This window comes from Burkholderia sp. Ac-20345, assembly GCF_017104825.1.
GTDB classification, from domain to species: Bacteria; Pseudomonadota; Gammaproteobacteria; order Burkholderiales; family Burkholderiaceae; genus Burkholderia; species Burkholderia lata_B.
In genome coordinates, this window is the sequence record NZ_JAAGPO010000043.1 from 25,503 (window position 1) to 43,879 (window position 18,377).

18 protein-coding genes and 1 tRNA gene are annotated in these 18,377 nt (G+C 59.6%); 3 read left to right on the plus strand and 16 right to left on the minus strand.

Translation table 11 applies throughout. The features are described 5' to 3' along the window. Positions 1-11: 11 nt before the first annotated feature. Positions 12-326 (minus strand): hypothetical protein, encoded by a 315-nt coding sequence (locus tag G3O06_RS17450; protein WP_205816913.1) that lies wholly within the window; start codon positions 324-326, stop codon positions 12-14. 105 nt (positions 327-431) lie between these two features. Next, positions 432-812, minus strand: a complete 381-nt coding sequence (locus G3O06_RS17455; protein WP_174969725.1) for an Imm10 family immunity protein — start codon at positions 810-812, stop codon at positions 432-434. A gap of 235 nt (positions 813-1,047) precedes the next feature. Between G3O06_RS17455 and G3O06_RS17460 the strand changes: the two genes are divergently transcribed. Beyond that, complete coding sequence (locus G3O06_RS17460; protein WP_174969726.1) at positions 1,048-1,848, plus strand: transporter substrate-binding domain-containing protein; 801 nt, start codon at positions 1,048-1,050, stop codon at positions 1,846-1,848. 59 nt (positions 1,849-1,907) lie between these two features. Here the strand turns inward: G3O06_RS17460 and G3O06_RS17465 are convergent, their stop codons facing one another. Beyond that, positions 1,908-2,111 carry a hypothetical protein gene (locus tag G3O06_RS17465; protein WP_085042962.1) on the minus strand — a complete coding sequence of 68 codons (204 nt, stop codon included), beginning with the start codon at positions 2,109-2,111 and terminating at the stop codon, positions 1,908-1,910. Positions 2,112-2,465: 354 nt separating this feature from the next. Further along, positions 2,466-3,008 (minus strand): DUF6622 family protein, encoded by a 543-nt coding sequence (locus G3O06_RS17470; protein WP_205816914.1) that lies wholly within the window; start codon positions 3,006-3,008, stop codon positions 2,466-2,468. Positions 3,009-3,422: 414 nt separating this feature from the next. On the opposite strand from G3O06_RS17470, the gene G3O06_RS17475 reads away from it, so the two are divergent. Beyond that, complete coding sequence (locus tag G3O06_RS17475) at positions 3,423-4,508, plus strand: histidine kinase (protein ID WP_205816915.1); 1,086 nt, start codon at positions 3,423-3,425, stop codon at positions 4,506-4,508. Position 4,509: 1 nt separating this feature from the next. Beyond that, the gene (locus G3O06_RS17480; protein WP_174917430.1) at positions 4,510-5,244 is read left to right on the plus strand and encodes a LytTR family DNA-binding domain-containing protein; all 735 of its coding nucleotides are present in this window, start codon (positions 4,510-4,512) and stop codon (positions 5,242-5,244) included. 536 nt (positions 5,245-5,780) lie between these two features. Here G3O06_RS17480 and G3O06_RS17485 read toward each other — a convergent pair. The 12 genes from G3O06_RS17485 to petA all read right to left on the minus strand — a co-directional run bounded on the left by G3O06_RS17485 (position 5,781) and on the right by petA (position 18,356). After that, the gene (locus G3O06_RS17485) at positions 5,781-6,653 is read right to left on the minus strand and encodes a hypothetical protein (protein WP_205816916.1); all 873 of its coding nucleotides are present in this window, start codon (positions 6,651-6,653) and stop codon (positions 5,781-5,783) included. Positions 6,654-6,655: 2 nt separating this feature from the next. Then, entirely contained in the window at positions 6,656-9,712 is a 3,057-nt protein-coding gene (locus G3O06_RS17490; protein ID WP_205816917.1) for an ATP-binding protein, read from the minus strand. Positions 9,713-10,207: 495 nt separating this feature from the next. Further along, on the minus strand, positions 10,208-11,356 hold the full coding sequence (locus G3O06_RS17495; protein ID WP_205816918.1) for an XRE family transcriptional regulator: 1,149 nt from the start codon (positions 11,354-11,356) through the stop codon (positions 10,208-10,210). Next, positions 11,353-11,949 (minus strand): hypothetical protein, encoded by a 597-nt coding sequence (locus G3O06_RS17500; RefSeq protein ID WP_205816919.1) that lies wholly within the window; start codon positions 11,947-11,949, stop codon positions 11,353-11,355. Before G3O06_RS17500 ends, G3O06_RS17495 begins: the two co-directional genes overlap by 4 nt. Positions 11,950-12,432: 483 nt before the next feature. Then, positions 12,433-12,657 carry a hypothetical protein gene (locus G3O06_RS17510; RefSeq protein ID WP_205816921.1) on the minus strand — a complete coding sequence of 75 codons (225 nt, stop codon included), beginning with the start codon at positions 12,655-12,657 and terminating at the stop codon, positions 12,433-12,435. 154 nt (positions 12,658-12,811) lie between these two features. Continuing rightward, entirely contained in the window at positions 12,812-14,008 is a 1,197-nt protein-coding gene (locus G3O06_RS17515) for an integrase arm-type DNA-binding domain-containing protein (protein WP_205816922.1), read from the minus strand. A gap of 171 nt (positions 14,009-14,179) precedes the next feature. Then, positions 14,180-14,255 (minus strand) — tRNA-Thr (locus G3O06_RS17520). 18 nt (positions 14,256-14,273) lie between these two features. Continuing rightward, positions 14,274-14,801, minus strand: coding sequence for a ClpXP protease specificity-enhancing factor (locus G3O06_RS17525; RefSeq protein ID WP_205816923.1), 528 nt, complete (start codon positions 14,799-14,801; stop codon positions 14,274-14,276). 71 nt (positions 14,802-14,872) lie between these two features. After that, positions 14,873-15,484, minus strand: coding sequence for a glutathione S-transferase N-terminal domain-containing protein (locus G3O06_RS17530; protein ID WP_006400565.1), 612 nt, complete (start codon positions 15,482-15,484; stop codon positions 14,873-14,875). A 92-nt stretch (positions 15,485-15,576) separates the two neighbouring features. Continuing rightward, a complete protein-coding gene (locus G3O06_RS17535) occupies positions 15,577-16,335 on the minus strand; it encodes a cytochrome c1 (RefSeq protein WP_039366615.1) in 759 nt (252 codons plus the stop codon). A gap of 21 nt (positions 16,336-16,356) precedes the next feature. After that, entirely contained in the window at positions 16,357-17,739 is a 1,383-nt protein-coding gene (locus G3O06_RS17540; protein WP_174918444.1) for a cytochrome bc complex cytochrome b subunit, read from the minus strand. Then, positions 17,736-18,356 (minus strand): ubiquinol-cytochrome c reductase iron-sulfur subunit, encoded by a 621-nt coding sequence (gene petA, locus G3O06_RS17545; protein ID WP_057924755.1) that lies wholly within the window; start codon positions 18,354-18,356, stop codon positions 17,736-17,738. The genes G3O06_RS17540 and petA overlap by 4 nt, the downstream gene beginning before the upstream one ends. Positions 18,357-18,377: the final 21 nt, after the last annotated feature.

The following is an 18,377-nucleotide window of genomic DNA, read 5'->3' on the forward strand; positions in this document are numbered from 1 at the left end:
CCTGGGCCCCGTCAGAAAAGAATGAATGCGTCGTTTTCGACGTAGAACACGAACGCGTCGAACAGTTGGACCATGCTCGGCTCGTCGATCTGGTCGTGCGCGTTGATCACGACGTCCTCGATCGTCGCGCTGTCGAGTGTGAGCTTCCAGCCGGATTCCCGGGCGATGGCAGGCACCGCGACGTCGTCGTCGCCGGCATCGTCGGAGAATACCCCCGCCGTATCGGGCGTCCATGGCATCGGCGGCAGATAGAGCCATCCGGAGAAGTCGCCGGGGCGTTCAAGAATATGTTTCAACGACACTTCGGTCGCGGCGTCATTCGACATGGGTAGTGCAGTGGTATCCGGGTTGATTGTCTTGCTTCGACCGCGAGATCCTCGCGGCAGGCCGTGATTATGCCAATTTCGGATCCGCCCGCCTCCCGGTGCACTTCAATCGACGCGAAGCCGCGTCGGCGTTCCCGAGAAGATCGCCGCCAGCCCCTGCTTCACCTGTTCGAGCCCGTCGGTCGCGCGCACCACGATCGTGACCAGCCCTAACCCTTCCGCCCACGCCGCATCCGGCGCCAGCTCGATATTCAGCATCTCGCCGCGCCACGATACGGATTCGACACCGCCATAACCGGCCACACCGTTCTCGCAAACTTCCATGTAATACGTGTCGTGGCCGAGTGCTTGATCCTGTTCATCGTCCTCTACGCCTCGCTGCAGGATCACGTAACTGATTGGCGGATCGCGATCCGCGAAGCCGACGACGTGAATGCCGTCATCGACGGTGTACGTTGCGACGTCGGCGAAGAACCTGAAATCCATGGCGATCTGCTCCTGGCCCGAAGGCTTCGACACACCCGAATGGGCGGCTTTCGTCAGACTATTCCGCTTGCGCGGTCACGTCATCCGGTTCCGATGAAATCGAGTGCAATCAGGGCCAATTCGACTTCCGGCGCGGCGCGGTTGCGAGTAGTGTCTACGTGCCCGTATTGCGGACCGCCGCGCCCGACCGGCGCCCGGCGCTCCCCCACACCACGCTGACCACTGGAGATCTGCGATGAAACGTTCGAAGTTCCTGCTGTCGGGCCTGCTGCTCGCGTCGGCCCTTGGTTTCACGGCAGTCGCCGCGCACGCGGACGACCTGCTCGATTCGGTCAAGAAAGCCGGCGTGCTGCGCGTCGGCCTCGAAGGCACGTATCCGCCGTTCAACTCGCGCGGCACATCGGGCCAGCTCGAGGGCTTCGACGTCGACGTCGCGAACGCCGTCGCCGGCAAGCTCGGCGTGAAGACGCAGTTCATTCCGACCGAATGGAGCGGCATCATCGCGGGCCTGCAGGCCGGCAAGTTCGACGTGATCGTCAACCAGGTCACGATCACGCCGCAACGCAAGGAAGCGCTCGACTTCAGCGAGCCGTACACGTACTCGGCCGCGCAGCTGATCCAGCGCAAGGACGACACGCGCAACTTCAAGTCGCTCGACGAATTCAAGGGCAAGAAGCTCGGCGTGACGCTCGGCACCAACTACGACCAGATGGCGCGCACCGTGCCGGGTATCGAGGTGCAGACGTATCCGGGCGCGCCGGAGAAACTGCGCGATCTCGCCGCGGGCCGGATCGAGGCGACGCTCGACGATCGCCTGATGCTGCCGTACATGATCAAGACGTCGAACCTGCCGCTGCGCGCGGGCGCAGTGCTGAACGGCGGCAAGCAGGAAATGGCGATCCCGTTCCGCAAGGGCAACCCGAAGTTCGAGAAGGCGGTCAACGACGCCCTCGATTCGCTGCGCAAGGACGGCACGCTGAAGAAGATCTCGACGCACTGGTTCGGCAGCGACGTGACCGTGCCGGTCGCGCAGTAAGCGGCCCGGCACTTCGACGCGTCACGCCCTTCGTTTCGATGAGGGCGTGACGCGCCCCTTCAGGCCGCTTCGTCGAAGCGCGCCAGCAGCATCTGGCCGATCGGTGTCAGCGCCGGGCGCGCGGCCACGGCGTTCAGGCGCACCTGCGTATCGTCGACCAGCCGCTTCTCGACCAGCACGGCAAAGGCCGGATTCGACGGATCGACGCTGTCCGGCGCACGCGCAATGCGCAACAGCAGCGAGAATTCATGCGGGCTCAGCATGGTCCCTGTCTCCTGATCGTCCGCGGTCCGGTTCGAACCGTCGTCGATCGTATTTTCGAATGAAATGGCGCGATGCATGACCGCCGCGCCGCCGGGAGCGAGATCCCGGCCGGCCCGCCTGCGACGGGGGCACGTCGTCGCGAGCGGGTTGCGCACGTCCCGAATCCGGCGGTGCCGCCGCGACGGGAACGTGCAACGTTATGGGCGCACCGTGACGTGACCGTGACAGGAAAACGGGGCGCAAATCGGTGCGCGTCACACGCCGTTTCGGCTCAATGCCCCGACGATTGACGAAGACGGGTCGGATCGCCCGTCTGGCCGTCGGTTACCTGCTCGCCGGCTGTTTCGTGCCCGTCATCGCGGATCGGCCGAATAAGGGAAACCCCCACGCCCCGATCCGCTCGCGTGGCGCATGCAGCGCACGACCACGTTCACCGCGCGCCCAAGCGTCATCCCGACGAGCACGCCCCATACCGCGAACGACAGCACCGCGAAGCCGCTCGTCGCCGCCCACGGCGCGTGCACGGCGACCGCGTAATGGATGCCGGTTTCGGCGACGAACGTCAGCATCAGCGTGACGAGCAGGCTCGCGTCGCCGGGCAGGCGCACGCGCAAGCCGGACGAGGCCTGACGGTACGCGAGCCGCCACCGGCTCGCGTGCAGCCAGCCCAGCGCCGCGCCGGCGAGGACCGCCGCCAGCGCGATCGCATTCGCGTCGATGCCCGCGTGCGGAAAGCGTCCGTTCAGGCTGACGATGCCGAGCATCCCGAACGCGACGGGCGAGATCAGCGGTCGCGCAGCCGGCACCTCGCGCGGGAAGCAGCGCTTGATGCCGATATAGAGCAGCACGCAAAACATGACGTACACGTAGGACTTCAGGTGAAGGAGCGGGAACATGGTCGGAGTCGCCTGATCGGAGTGGACACGGCAACACCGTACTGCGCGATCCCGGCAGGCGGCGGGGCTTGCGACGGGAGGCGGAAATTCGCGGACGAGTTGCGCGTCGCGGCGATGATCGTGTCGCGAATCGGGACGACTGACGCGCCATCGAACCCGGCGGCCGGCGACTTCCGAACCGAAAGGGCCGCCTTCACCGCGCCAGCCGGCGCTTCGTGCTCGACGCGCAACCGGCAACGCCCCGTGTCCTTCCGTTGTCCCGTCCACTACACTCGTAACTGTAACCGGCCAACCGTCGGCAGCCGATGCGCTTCGTCGAAGCCGCGCGCCGTTCGTCGCAACGCGCACGCAATCGGCCCGACCGGCGATAAGGTCAGGCCATCGGCGCATTGCGCCCCTCTCTCACCCGACACCATGCGAGCCACGTCCGACCCTTCGCCGCTTCCGCAGCCGCCCGCCGGCGCCCCGCCGCGGCTGCTGCGCGATCCGGCCGCGCTGCTCGCGTTCGCGTGCTTCAACTCGGTTGTCGGGCTGGGTTTCTGGGCCATCCATTTCAACGAACCGCTGTTGCCCTACCTCGTCGTCGCCAACGTGATCGGTTTCTGCGCGCTGCTGTTCAGCTATGCCGCTGACCGCCTGCTGCCGCGCAAGCCGGGACTCGTGCTGAAGACCATCGTGATCGCACCGGCCAGCGTGCTCATCGGCTTCGAGATCTCGGCGGCGCTCACGAGCGGGAACGTGCCGCACATATTCGGGCGCGCCCGCATCGGAACGTGGGACAACTACGGGCCGTCGTTTCTCATCTCGGCGATCCTGTTCGTGTGCGTGTCGCTGTTCCTGCAGTCCATGCGCATGCGTGCGACGCTCGAGACCGAGCGCCGCGAAGCCGCCGAAGCGCGCCAGGCCGAAACGGCTGCGCGCCTGGCGCTGCTGCAGGCACAAATCGAGCCGCACTTCCTGTTCAATACGCTCGCGAACGTGCAGAGCCTGATCGAGCGAGATCCGGCGCGCGCATCGACGATGCTCGACAGCCTGAACCGTTACCTGCGTGCGAGCCTGCGACGCACGCGCGATGCGACGTCGACGCTCGGCGACGAGCTCGAACTCGTCGACGCGTTACTGAAGATCGCATCGATCCGGCTCGGCGAACGGCTTTCGTATGCGATCGACGTGCCGGAGGATCTGCATGCGCTGCCGTTCTCGCCGCTGCTGCTGCAACCACTCGTCGAAAATGCGCTGCTGCACGGCATCGAGCCGTCGATCGACGGCGGCGTGATCGTGATTCGCGGCAGGATGCGCGGCGACAGCCTCGAACTGAACGTGATCGATACGGGCGTCGGCCTCGGCAAAGGCGACACGCGCCTGCATGGCGGCGTCGGGCTCGCCAACGTCGCGGCGCGCATCCGGACGCTGCACGGCGAGCGCGGCCGCGTCCGCGTCGAGACGAACGCCGCCGCCGCGCATGGCGTCACCGCCACCCTGCTGATTCCGATCGACTGACATGCCGACCGCCCTCATCGCCGACGACGAACCGAACCTGTCCGCCTCGCTCGCGCAGCGGCTGGGCCAGCTCTGGCCCGAACTGGACATCGTCGCGATGCCGCGCAACGGCATCGAAACGCTGGCCGCGCTGAATGCATCGCCGCGACCGGACATCGCGTTTCTCGACATCCGGATGCCCGGCATCGACGGATTGAAGCTCGCTGCGCTGGCGCCTGACGTGCATGTCGTGTTCGTCACTGCCTACGACGAATATGCGGTCGACGCGTTCGATCGTGCGGCGGTCGACTACCTGCTGAAGCCGGTGACGGACGAGCGGCTGCTGCGCTGTATCGCGAAGCTGCAGCGCGGCGGGCCGGCGCTCGCGCAGGCCGATGCGCTCGCGGAGGCGGCGCAAGCGAGAGAGGCGGCACCGATCCGCTGGCTGACGGTAGGTGTGAAAGACGCGACGCGGCTCGTGTCGGTCGACGACGTGCTGTACTTCCAGGCGTCGGAAAAATACACGGAAGTCGTCACGGCCGGCGAACGGCTCGTGATTCGCACGCCGCTGAAGGAACTGATGCAGCGGCTCGATCCGGAGCGGTTCGCACAGGTGCATCGCGGCGTGATCGTTGCGTACGCAGCGATCGATCGTGTCGAGCGTGACTTGCTGGGAAGGCTGCGGATTCGCGTGCATGGGCAACGGGAGATGCTGCCGGTCAGTCGTGCGTATGCGGGGTTGTTCAGGCAGATGTGATGCAGATCGGGCGGGGATGCCTGTACAGCATGCCCGCTGGAAACTGGCCTGAAAACGACAAAGGGCTACGAGACAAGATCTCGTAGCCCTTCGTTCAATATGGTGCGGCTGCAGGACTCGAATAGTTTTCTGATCCTAGCGTTCATGCGGGTTCAGTGGAAACCGCCGCAAATATGTACCAACAAAAGTACCAACAGAAATCGTCGCTAATTTGGTTCCATGGCGCGTGCGTAGGCGACTCGTCTTGACGAGCGGGTATTAGGCCTCGCCGAAGCCAGACAGCACCGATCATGCCATCCTCGTCGATGTGCTGGCCCGAGGCCAGCCGACAGTTTGTGCATCAAAGCACCGTGCTTGAGGCGCACTGCAGTGCGGCCAGTAAGATGCGTTAACAGTCCGGCTCTTCATCGATATTTTTCCTCGATTCGCGCTGCCCCTCTGCAAGAGGTGAAAGCGCGCCCCTAACACCTTCGAAAATTTATCAGCATATCGACTTTACATATCGCATTCCACCAACGCTCCCTCTCACTCCAACATTACAAATTCCTCAAGACTAGATTTGCGCGCCGGACATTCTTTTGTGGGTAATAGCTAGGAGCCGTATTACCGCCAACGGGTGATATAACTCCAAACCAGTCCGCCAAGTCTTCAAATAGTGCTCGAATAAATAGCGCATCCGTTGCAATTTTCGGCACGTTTTTCCAGTCCAGCGTCCGGAGCGCAGATGCCCCTTGTAGAGTCTCGTCGTACGCAGCAGAATTGCCACGCATGAGTAGGTGACTGATGTAATGCTTAGGATGAGTCTCATGCCTCCACCAGCCCACCCCATTCTTCTCCTGAATTTGGTTTTGGGTATAGCATTCCGGCAGCCAACAGCCGTCGACACTTTCAAAATTTTCGACATCTGTCTCATGTCGAAGCAGCGGCGCATCCATGACTCCCATACTTCGGAGCGCTTGCATTTCACCAAAGAAATACGCCTCGACCATTGGCCTGAGTACATGAAATGAGCAGCGATCGCGAATTTCGCCTTTATATCGATCAAGCGTGTTCCCGCTAAAACCTTTTTTTTCTAGCTCGATATCTACGGCCGCTCGAAAGTGTTCCGCAATCACTTCCTCTTGACCAACGTTCCCAAGTTCGACATCGTCAATGACTATTACGAGGTCTGCCGGCTTCCCCTGCTTGCCATTTAACGCTTCGGCAAGCATAGCCCTAGCAAGATTCAGCATAGGCTGTGACGGTTCCGCTCCACTGCGTAGCCGATGACTTGTGGAGCAATTCATCTTGCGGGTCTTGTCCCAAATGACCTCTTCGCCTCCCCGGTGAGTCGGGAACTGCGATTTCAGAGACTCTGCAAGCGACTTCAACTCCAAATCCCCAGTCACAACAAGTTTGATCGTTGCCATAATTATTTGTCGTCGTTGCTGCCAATTTCCCCTTGCTCGTACAAATCCCCAAGCTTGAACCCACTCAACCAATCCTTGTCACATAGCTTATCCAATGCCACCGGCAAGCTTTCATGCTCTTCAGCCTTGCTCATGACAAAAACATAGCTTGGCGAGTCGGTAAAGTGATCTAGTAATACTGTCGAATGAGTGGCAAGCAACGCCGTGATGTGGTGCTGCGTCGCCCACTGTTCGGCCTTACGTAAAAATACACGTAACGCGTATGGATGCAAGCCATTTTCAGGTTCGTCTATCGCAACAACTCCGCCATCTTCCGTATTAGCCACTTCGCACAACAGGACCAGCAGTTGAAGCACACCGTTCGCCGCATCCATTAACCAGTAGGCGTCTTCTGTGTGAGGCTTAAATATCCGAGCGGTTAGCGTACTGCCCGCCTGATGAAATTCAAGCTCATCAAAATCTCCGGGAAATGCTGCGCGGAGACCACCAATCACAAAGTCATACCTGTCCTTCATCGACCGGTTCTGGTGCCAGCGTCTCAGTACACTGATCGCATTCCCGCCGCGTAGCTCCAAACCTTGATCGTCTTCCGCCGACGACCCGCGACGCAGGCTTACAAGATCGGGCTCTTGGAAGACATTGATCCGTTGAAGAAAAGCAGCGGTTTCGCGAATTGCCGACTCAACTGCGCCGCGATCAACAAGCGTCCGCAACCCGACCGCCCCACCCTCTGAAATTATTGGCTGATCCTTATATATCAGCTTACCCAGTGCATCACGGCTGAAAATCACTTGCCCATCTTCGACCAGTACTTCCTCGGCAAGAGGGTCGACGGAACCTTCACTGAAATTTAGCGCTACCTTCCAACGAACATTTCCGAGTTCCACCCCTATCTCAATCGGCTCAGTCTCTTTCCGCCCCCAAGATCCCAAGTTGTGAGACCCACCAAGAATTATTCGAACGGCGTCCGGGAGGCTACGTTCGTACGCCAGTCTTAGCAGACGTAGCGCTTGCATAGTCGTGCTTTTTCCCGCTCCGTTTGCACCGATCAAAAGACTAACCGGACCTGGTGTCCAGTCAACTTTCCGCAAAGCCCGCAGCTGACGAACGTAAAGGCTGAATTGAGGTGGGCGCGCAGGTTTTACTACGTCGCCCCAGAATGGTATTGACTTACTTACAACTCGCAAATCAGCATGTGCCATGAATGCCTGGGCACTCGCCCATTGCCGGACGTATTCAAGGACCTTCGCTTTGAATCCGCCGCCAACGCCCCATTCGCTGTTACAGCGCCTCCATAGCAAATCGTCATGTAAGAGGGCTTTCTTAACCTCAGACTCAACCGCTGCAGCGAAATCAGTTACCGTATCCACAAGGCCTTGCGCGAACTGCCGCTTTCTCAAGCTGATGAAATCGGAAATCTCGCTGTAATAGTCTTCACGATTCGAACTTTCAAGGTAGTCCATCACCGCGCCAACGGGCGGCTGTAGCCAAGCACTCATCGAACGCGATGCTTCTGCCTTGATTGCTTCATACAAGTTCAACCCACGATAAATTCCCCTGCGCCGACAACTTGCATAGATTACGGAGGCGTAACGAGTCCCTTGCACGGCAGCATATAGTCCTGCGATCGGATCGACTAATGGTTGCCCTTCAGGGAGTCGACTGTCGAGGCTTTCTCGAATCTTTCGATCGACTTCTTGCTGCAGCCTTGTCCGGTTCTCTTGGCCACGCTTGCTCAGAAAGTCATTGGCATTCTGCAAATCCTGTGCAAGCTCTGACGCCACCGACTTCCGCATTATTTCAAATCGGAGTTTTAGCGCTTCAAGTAGACGTTCTCGCTGATCCGCCAGCACATCAAGTGCAATGATTTGCTCATGACCGAAATCCCCTAGTCCGACATCAGACAGTTCGCCTAAGCATTCGGAGATTTTAATCTCTTGCCCTATCTGACGATCGCCACCGGCTCCATTGACTTGATCGGCATCACCTTGATCAAGCAAGACAACGACAGTGCGTTTCAGTGCATGTTGCCAACGAGCATCCGCTTTCACAGAAAGCAAAAATGTACGGATAGCTTCACCGGGTGCAGATTTAAAGGGCGCACACAAGACCAAAACCGCTCGCTCGTTCGCGACAAATTCCTGCAGATCAGGTCGTCCAAATAGACCGACGCCCGCATCCAGCCCGCGCGTATCGAACAACTCAAACGTAAGTGTCTCGGCAGGAGATAGAGCAGAACTAAGTCCCGCCAAAATATCAGGCAGCACAAATGTCATCGACCGAGGTAACGCAGCGGACCGCTCTGTTCCTGAATTGATGGCCTCAGCGGTTTCTTTCAGGCTCTGCAACGAAGATTCAGACGTATCCGGCCATGACCATCTACGTTTCGAGCGCTGCGCCAAATTCATGCGTCCACGCAAGTGCTCTGCTAACGCCTCCGCATTGGCGAACTGAGGGACAACCTCGTCCAGCGGTTGGATGGTCCTACGCCGCAACAAACTTCCATCACGATAGCTTTCGACGCGTTCCGAATAACCTGCCATGGCGCGGAGAGCGCGCGAAACTTCTTGCGGGGTAGGGGGAGCCTCTTCCGGCATACGATTATGGCCCTGACGACGCCGCCATTCGTCTTCCGCCCAAAGCGAAACCAACTGATCAAATTCTTCGGAATCAATCGGTTCTATCTCCAGACTGATTCCGGCCTCATTTTCAGCCGGCGTGCCTGCACTAACATGCACTTCACAAATTGTAGTCCGGCCGGCTCCGATCGCGAGCAGCGACTGGCTCTTGAGGCTACTTCTATCGTGCGGTAGCGTGTCCGACCGTAGCAACCGAGCGGCCACGGCAACAAGCGATGACTTCCCAACCCCCACTTCACCGACAAAAATGATCGGATGATCCCGGCTCTCTAAAAATTGCTGACTCTGCGAAATCGCTTGATGCCATTGTTGCGCACTATCATGATCCGCCCTTGCATCAGTACGTTGCCGCAATTCTTCGAGTTTTTGCAGAGTCGACTTAATCGTTGCCTGCTCTATTTTTTCAGAATTTTGTTGCATACCCCCCCCAACTAAATAGCAGTCCAGTTAACGCGCAGGGCGGTTGGCCAACGCATTTATCGCACGAGAATATTCCAAAAATTCTCTCATATATTCGCTTCACAACAATCGGATTCGCTTACAACCCGAGATGGTCGATATTTAATGCAAGAAGGCTGACGCACCATTGCCATACAGGTACCCCACCTATACCCGACCACCAGGCGTCGTCGACCCGTCCGCCCGTCGCCGACGACGATACCGACGTGCCGGTGAGTATTTGGACATCGCACTATGCCAGTGTGCCGTGGTCGCCGGAACACAACGTCACAGCGTCTCGGCTCTTCGATCCTTGGCACCCGGTCACCAGCTCACGGAACACTACATCTCTACGAAGACGATCTGTGATAGTCAGAACGAAAATGGCCAGTGCCGCCGCACTGGCCACCATATAACCCATCACTATGCACCCTGACCGCCGATAGCCAAGACTGGGGCAAGCATGTGACGACCGGCCTATTGAGAATGCCTTGCGCTCTTTGCCGCGCCGCTCCGCGCGCGACGCTCAACGGACATCGAGACGACGTTATCGGTCGGCGCTGCATACGCCCCCGTATCAAAACGCGCCGACAGAAGTTCGTCCAGCAACGACGTTTGCACCTTCATCTCCTGAGCCAATGCCGTCCGCGAAATACCAAACGCATCGCGCAGGACTTGAATGCCATCCGTGATCAAGTCGGCCGACTCAAGGGGCATGTCTTTATCCTCGAACTCCGATCGCGCTTCCCCTCGCCGTGTCATGCCGATCACGCCACTTCGATATTGCTCATCTGTAAACACACCGAGCTGCCGTCCACGATAGAGAATCGCAGCCTTCGAGACTCCCCAACGGACCTTAATATCAGCAAGCACCGTCCAATTCAAACGCGAACCGCGCATTGCTGTTCGACATTCAGCCGCAAAATACCGACGAGGCATCAAAAATGCACTGGCAAACCGATTCGCCTGGGATTCAGTTACCTTATCACCAGTCTGGATACCGATATGCAAGCAGAAGTGACCGATCTCGTGCGCGATCCCAAAACGGGCGCGGCATGACGAGCGACCGTCAGAGTTCATCGCAATAACCGGACGCCGCGTCGCAAATGAGATCGCGTCAATCTCGGGAGCCAGCCCATTGATCGGCATCACAACAGCGCCGGCATTCTCCGCAATGCGCGTCATGTTCTGGATGGGGCCAAGGCCCAATCCCCAATGCTCACGCGCGCGTTCTGCTACCTGCTCAATCGCCTCCGCGGATGAGGCATCGCCTTCCTCAAAGTCATATCGAGGCAACTCCAAGTGCTCATCCATCACGTTGATCATCCGCTTCAGGAATTCCCCTCTTGCGCGGGCGATCTGGTGGAGTGCCACCTTGGTCGTCAGTTGTTTTCGGAAGTGGCATTGCTCATCGGCGATCGGCATCGGGTCCGGCTCAACGAAGAATTCAGGCAAGACTGCAAGTCGGTCGCTGAGCTTCGACACAAGCGCCGCCGTCGGTTCATCACCTCCCGATTCCAGACGACTCAGAAACTGCTTGGAGCAACCAATGTGCTCGCCCAGCTCTTGTTGCGACAAACCATGGAAAAGCCGTGCGACCCGCAGGTTCGATCCAATAAAAGTCATGGTGCGTCAGAAGTTCCAGTCTTGGCGGAGTCGATCCGCTTGGGACCGACCGGTGCCTTACCAATGTCTTTCGCCGGCGGGGTGTTAGCAGAAACCGCGTGAAGTGCCTTAGTACCGTCCGACGTCCAGCGACACTTCGCAACTCCAATCATGTCCTCACCAACGAACACGACTCGCGGATCGTCTGCTTCTGCATAACCGCCGTCAAGAATAAAGCAGAACTTGCAAGGCACGCCGCTTTCCACCTCATCGAAAAAAGACTGCTGGATCGGCGTCGCATCAAGAACTGCCGGCTTGGTCGGATTCACCGGATCGTCAGTCGCAAACCGGCACGGAATACCCTCGATCGTGAAAACGAGGTCATTGCCGGCATGCAACAGTTGAAGCCAGTCATATTGCCCCAACAAGGCAACCGACTTGAGCCTGTTCTTCTGACGGGCGAAGCGCGTGGTGCCCCGAGAGTAGCCGTCGTCATACTCGCTCTGGAGATCTGTCAGCGTCGTGAAATGCTCGTCGATCAAGATGTTCGCGATGATTTCGAGACGGTCGCCGCGAAGCGCGGCGTGAAAAACTTCCGGAAGCGGCAGATTCATCAGTGCGGGACCTTATAAATGTGCAAAATCTGGAAAACGTCAACCAGATTTTTGTGCAAATTCTGAAATTCGTCAACCAAAATTTGCACCGTCGGTGCAGCGCCGCCCCTGCCCGGCCGCCAAGTGCATAATGAGCAAATGCTGGCCAGGAATGCGGTGCTTCATACGGGCAACGAGGATGTCCCTGCTCTGCTATCTCGATGGCCCGCGACTCACGGTGCGCCGGGCTTTCCACTCCCGCAGCGCTTCGCGCACGACCTCACTGGTCGAAGCATATTCGCCGTCTTCGACGGCCTGCCTGATGGCGGCCGTCATCTCGGGCCGCATGGCAACCGTCAGGCGTTCCAAGGTCACAGACGTGGGAAGCTCAGTTCCCGTTCAGATCGTAGGATCATACCGCCGTCAGGACGCAGTCCAATACGCCTGGCTTGTGCGTCCTTGCACGCTTGCCGCACGGCGAGCAAGACGGTCTACGCAACGACGTCATCTTTTCCGCTGCAATAGCTCATCTTTTTGCGCCGTTAGTTGCCGCTTCTTGCGCCGACCAAACATCCATTTGATCGGGTAGTTTCTCGCTGCAACACCTTGCACACCAGGATTGATCAGCCATGCGCAATCCCTTTGCATCCGCATTTCACTGTTTTGCACATGCTGCGCACCGCCATTACACGCACGTTTCACCGCGTTGCACTTGCTGTGCACCGCCATTGCACGCACGTCAACTTTTTCTGCGCACGGCTTACACATCGGTTGAACGGGATTAACTCTCGGCCGCAAAAACGACATGAAAAACAAGGGCACGCAGGATAGGCTTGCGCCGGTTTTGGGCACCCATGCAGGCAACGGCCGCATGCGACAGCGTCTAACCAACATCTTGCCGCGTCTTAAGCTCGTCCAAATAATCGGCCCAGCGCTGCATCATCACCCGCCGCTCCTTGAGAAATTTCGTGCGGTTGTACGCGCTCCCGAGCGCATCGGGAACCGCATGGGCAAGTTGATGCTCGATCACCTCGGGCTTCTGCTCAAGCTCCTCGTGCAGAATCGTGCGAGCCATCGCCCGAAAGCCGTGCCCCGTAATTTCCGTCCGCGTGTCATAACCCAACCGCCGGAGAGCGGCATTGATCGCAGCATCACTCATCGGTCGTTGTGCGGAACGCGCTCCCGGAAATACATAACGGCCTGTACCGGTCAGCGCATGAAGGTCTCCCAAGATCCGGACAGCCTGGGTCGCCAGCGGTACCAGATGCTCCGTCCGCGTCTTCGTGACCAGATAACGCCACTCCGCCTTCTCGAGGTCAAATTGCGCCCACTCCGCCTGACGGAGCTCGCCGGGCCGCACGAACAGCATGGGTGACAACCTCAACGCACTGAACACGGGGAACGTCCCCGAAAAACCGTCAAACGCCCTCAGCATCTCACCAACCTTCGCTGGATCGGTAATCGACGCAAAGTGAGTAGTTTGTGCGGGAGGAATTGCCTTTATAAGGCTCGCAGCGGGGTTGATCGTGCAAAGCCCCTCCTTGATCCCGAACATGAACGCTCGGCTGATCTCGCTTCGAATACGGTGCGCCGTGAAGCGAGCGCCACGGCTATCGATTCGCTTCAGCACCACAAGAAGCTCTGGAGGATCAATCTCGGTGATCGGGCGCTTCCCTAGCCAGGGAAATATATCGGCTTGCAACCGGGCCAGCGTCCGATCATGTTGCCGGGGCTCGACATAGGGCCGACGCTCTTCCAGCCAAGCAAGCGCGATCGCCTCGAAAGTATTGTTGGCAGTCACACGCGCCGCCCGCTTATCTGCTTTCTTCGTCTCACCCGGATCCGCCCCTAACGCCAGTTGCTCTCGCGCCTCGGCACGGCGTTGACGCGCAAGGGCCAGACCAACCTCCGGATACACGCCCAACGCCAGTGTCTTCTGCTTGCCGAGATAGCGGTATGCGAGCCGCCAATACTTGCCGCCATTGGGCTGAACCAACAAAAACATGCCATCGCCGTCGGTCAGCTTGTACGGTTGTTCCTTCGGCTTGGCGTTGCGTACGGCGAGGTCTGTAAGGTTCATATCGTCGATACCAACAGAGCATCAGCAGGTACCAACGAATATACCAACAAGTCCGCCGGCTTCGATTGGATTCCCGAGGACAAAAACCAAGCCAAGAAAACAAAAAACCCCGCAGAATCAATGACTCTGGCGGGGTTTTCGGACGACTTCGGAAGTCGTCGGAATAGCATATGGTGCCGGCTGCAGGACTCGAACCCGCCACCTGATGATTACAAATCAACTGCTCTACCAGATGAGCTAAGCCGGCGTAGCGCGAGATTCTACCTCATTTCACGATCTTGAGGCGAGGTCTGCTGCCACCTTTTGAACCGTCGCCATCGCCGTCGGTTTTCGGCGGTTCGTCGGCGCCTTCGGAAGGCTCCTCGTTCGCGCCGCTGTCGGCCACCGGCGTCAATGCAGCAGGCGACTCCTCGCGCGGCGCATCATCCGCCGGCGCCGCATCTTCGTCGAACGCGCCCGAATCCGCGCCTTCGCCCGCGACCGCATCGACCTGGAACGCCATGCCCTGCCCGTTCTCGCGCGCATAGATCGCGAGCACATTGGCCACCGGAATCTCGATCTTGTGCGCCTTCCCGGAGAACCGGGCCGTGAACTCGATCCACTCGTTGCCCATCTGCAACTGGCTCGTCGCCTCGAAGCTGATGTTGAGCACGATCTCGCCGTCACGCACGAACTGACGCGGCACGCGCGTCGAGTTGTCGACCCTCACCGCGATATGCGGCGTGTAACCGTTATCCGTGCACCACTCGTACAGCGCGCGCAGCAGATAAGGCTTCGTTGAAATCTCTTGCATCACAATCCTCGAACCCGGAGCGGGGGCGCGGCACGCCGCGCCGCCCTCTCCGTCATGCACTCATTGCACCATCAACGACGCATGACCTTTTCGGACGGCGTCAGTGCTTCGATGTATGCCGGACGGCTGAAGATCCGCTCAGCGTACTTCATCAGCGGCGCGGCGTTCTTCGACAGTTCGATGCCGTAGTGATCCAGACGCCACAGCAACGGCGCGATCGCGACGTCGAGCATCGAGAATTCCTCGCCGAGCATGTACTTGTTCTTCACGAAGATCGGCGCGAGCTGCGTCAGGCGATCGCGGATCGCGAGGCGTGCCTTCTCGTGGTTCTTCTCCGCTGCCTTGCCCTTCTCGTTTTCGAGCGTGCTGACGTGGACGAACAGTTCCTTCTCGAAGTTGAGCAGGAACAGGCGTGCACGTGCGCGCTGCACGGGGTCGGCCGGCATCAGTTGCGGATGCGGGAAGCGCTCGTCGATGTACTCGTTGATGATGTTCGATTCGTACAGGATCAGGTCGCGCTCGACCAGGATCGGCACCTGACCGTACGGGTTCATCACCGAAATGTCTTCCGGCTTGTTGAACAGGTCGACGTCACGGATTTCGAAGTCCATGCCCTTCTCGAACAGCACCAGCCGGCAACGCTGGGAGAACGGGCAAGTTGTGCCGGAATACAGAACCATCATGTTTGCGTTTCCTCAAAAAAGCCGAGGGCCGGCACGCGGCGAACCCCTTCCGGAGTTCCACCTTGCGCCGGCCCCACGCCGGTCAGGCGTGATTACTTGATATCTTTCCAGTACGCGGCATTGAGCCGCCAGGCCAGGAAAGTCAGGACACCGAGAAAGATCAGCACCCATACGCCGAGGCGTTTGCGGGTCTGCTGAGCCGGCTCGGACATCCAGGTCATGTACGCCACCAGGTCGGCAACCGCAGAATCATAATCCACCGCGGACAGTGTCCCCGGTGTGACCTGCTGGAAGCCGACGAGCGTATGGACCTTCTCGCCCGTCTCCTCGTCCGTCTTGTCTTCGAATTTGGCGGTGCGCTGCCCCTGCAACTGCCACAGTACATGGGGCATGCCGACGTTCTCGAACACCGCGTTGTTCCAGCCGCTCGGCCGCGTATCGTCGCGGTAGAAGCTCCGCAGATACGTATACAGCCAGTCGCGGCCGCGCGCGCGCTCCTCGACCGACAGGTCGGGCGGCGAGGTGCCGAGCCAGTTCTTCGCGTCTTCGGGCCGCATCGCGACGGACATCGTGTTGCCGACCTTGTCGGTCGTGAACAGGAGATTCTTTTCGATCTCCTTCTGGGATATGCCCAGATCCGTCAGACGGTTGTAGCGCATCAGGTTCGCGCTGTGGCAGTTCAGGCAATAGTTTACAAACAATTGCGCGCCGTGCTGAAGCGAAACGAGATTTTCCGTGTTATCGGGCGCCCGGTCGAGCGGAAAATTACCTTCCGCCCGAACCGCCGGCGCCACCAGCAGCGCACAGGCGGTCGCCCCGATCAGCGCGAGTGTCGAAAGCAGTTTCTTCATGTCGTTCTCTCCTCGCTCACGTTAATGGGGCTTGAAGCGCACCCGCTCCGGCGGCTGCTTGAACGTGCCAAGCGGCGTCCAGACGGGCATGCCGAGGAAGAACGCGAAGTAGATCAGCGCGCAGGCCTGCGCGATCAGCGTCGAGGCCGGCGATGGCGGCCGCGTGCCGAGGAACCCGAGGGTCAGGAACGCCACGACGAAGATCCCGAGGAACACCTTGTGGAACAGCGGCCGGTAGCGGATCGACTTCACCGGGCTGCGGTCGAGCCACGGCAGGAAGAAGAGCGTGACCACCGCCGAACCCATCACGACGACGCCCCAGAACTTCGACTCCGTCAGGTACATGAACACGACGATCGCCGCGGCCAGCACTGGCAGGCCGACTTTCCACTTGCCGCGCGCGCGGATCAGCGCGAGCACGCCGAGCAGCGCGATCACGAGCATCAGCACGATCTTGAACGGGTCGGTGGTCGCACGCAGCATCGCGTAGAACGCGGTGAAGTACCAGACCGGCGCGATCTCGGGCGGCGTCTGCAGCGGGTTCGCCGGGACAAAGTTGTTCGCCTCGAGGAAGTAGCCACCCATCTCCGGCGAGAAGAAGATGATCAGCGCGAACACCATCAGGAACCCGCACACGCCGAGGAAATCGTGCACCGAGTAGTACGGGTGGAACGGGATGCCGTCGAGCGGAATGCCGTTCTCGTCCTTTTTCGCCTTGATCTCGATGCCGTCCGGGTTGTTCGAGCCCACTTCGTGCAGCGCGACGAGGTGCGCGATCACGAGGCCGACCAGAACGAGCGGAATCGCGATCACGTGGAACGCGAAGAAGCGGTTCAGCGTGACGTCCGACACGACGTAGTCGCCGCGAATCCACAGCGACAGGTCAGGGCCGACGAACGGGATCGCCGAGAACAGGTTCACGATCACCTGCGCGCCCCAGAACGACATCTGGCCCCACGGCAGCAGGTAGCCGAAGAACGCCTCGGCCATCAGGCACAGGAAGATCGCGCAACCGAAGATCCACACGAGTTCGCGCGGCTTGCGGTATGACCCGTAAAGCAGCCCGCGAAACATGTGCAGGTAGACGACCACGAAGAACATCGACGCGCCCGTGGAGTGCATGTAGCGGATCAGCCAGCCCCACGGCACCTCGCGCATGATGTACTCGACCGACGCGAACGCAAGCGTCGAATCGGGCTTGTAGTTCATCGTCAGGAAGATGCCCGTGACGATCTGGTTGACGAGCACCAGTAGCGCGAGGGAGCCGAAGAAGTACCAGAAGTTGAAGTTCTTCGGCGCGTAGTACTCGGAAACGTGCTTCTTCCAGGTGGACGTGAGCGGGAAGCGCTGATCGATCCAGCCGGTGAGACCTGTCGTGGAGACTTCCTTGTTGTCGGCCATCACGCTTCTCCTTTCTCGTCCTTGCCGATCACGAGGGTCGTTGCCGACGTGAACATGTAGGGCGGGATGTCGAGATTCTGAGGCGCCGGTTTGTTCTTGAACACACGGCCGGCGAGGTCGTAGGTCGAACCATGGCACGGGCAGAGGAAACCGCCCGGCCAGTCGTCCGGCAGGTTCGGCTGCGGACCCGGCGTGAAGCGTTGGCTTGGCGTGCAGCCGAGGTGCGTACACACGGCCATCACGACGAGAATGTTCTTGCGATCGGCCCGCGAGCGATATTCGTTCGCGCAATACGCGGGCAACGGCATCGTATAGGGCTTTTCGGAGGTCGGATCGGCCACTTCCTTGTCGGCCTTAACCACATCGGCCAGCATCGAGTCGGTGCGGTTCAGGATCCACACCGGCTTGCCGCGCCATGGCACGGTCACCATTTCACCGGGCTTCAGCCCGCTGATGTCGACTTCGACCGGTGCACCGGCCGCTTTCGCTTTCGCGGACGGCGCAAGCGACGCCGCGAAAGGTATGACGGTGGCTACGCCTCCCACGCCACCTGCTACGGATGTCGCAATCAGCCAGGTACGGCGGCCGCTGTCGACGCGTTTCTCTTCCTTGTCTCGCATCACACGCCCCACTTCTGAGTT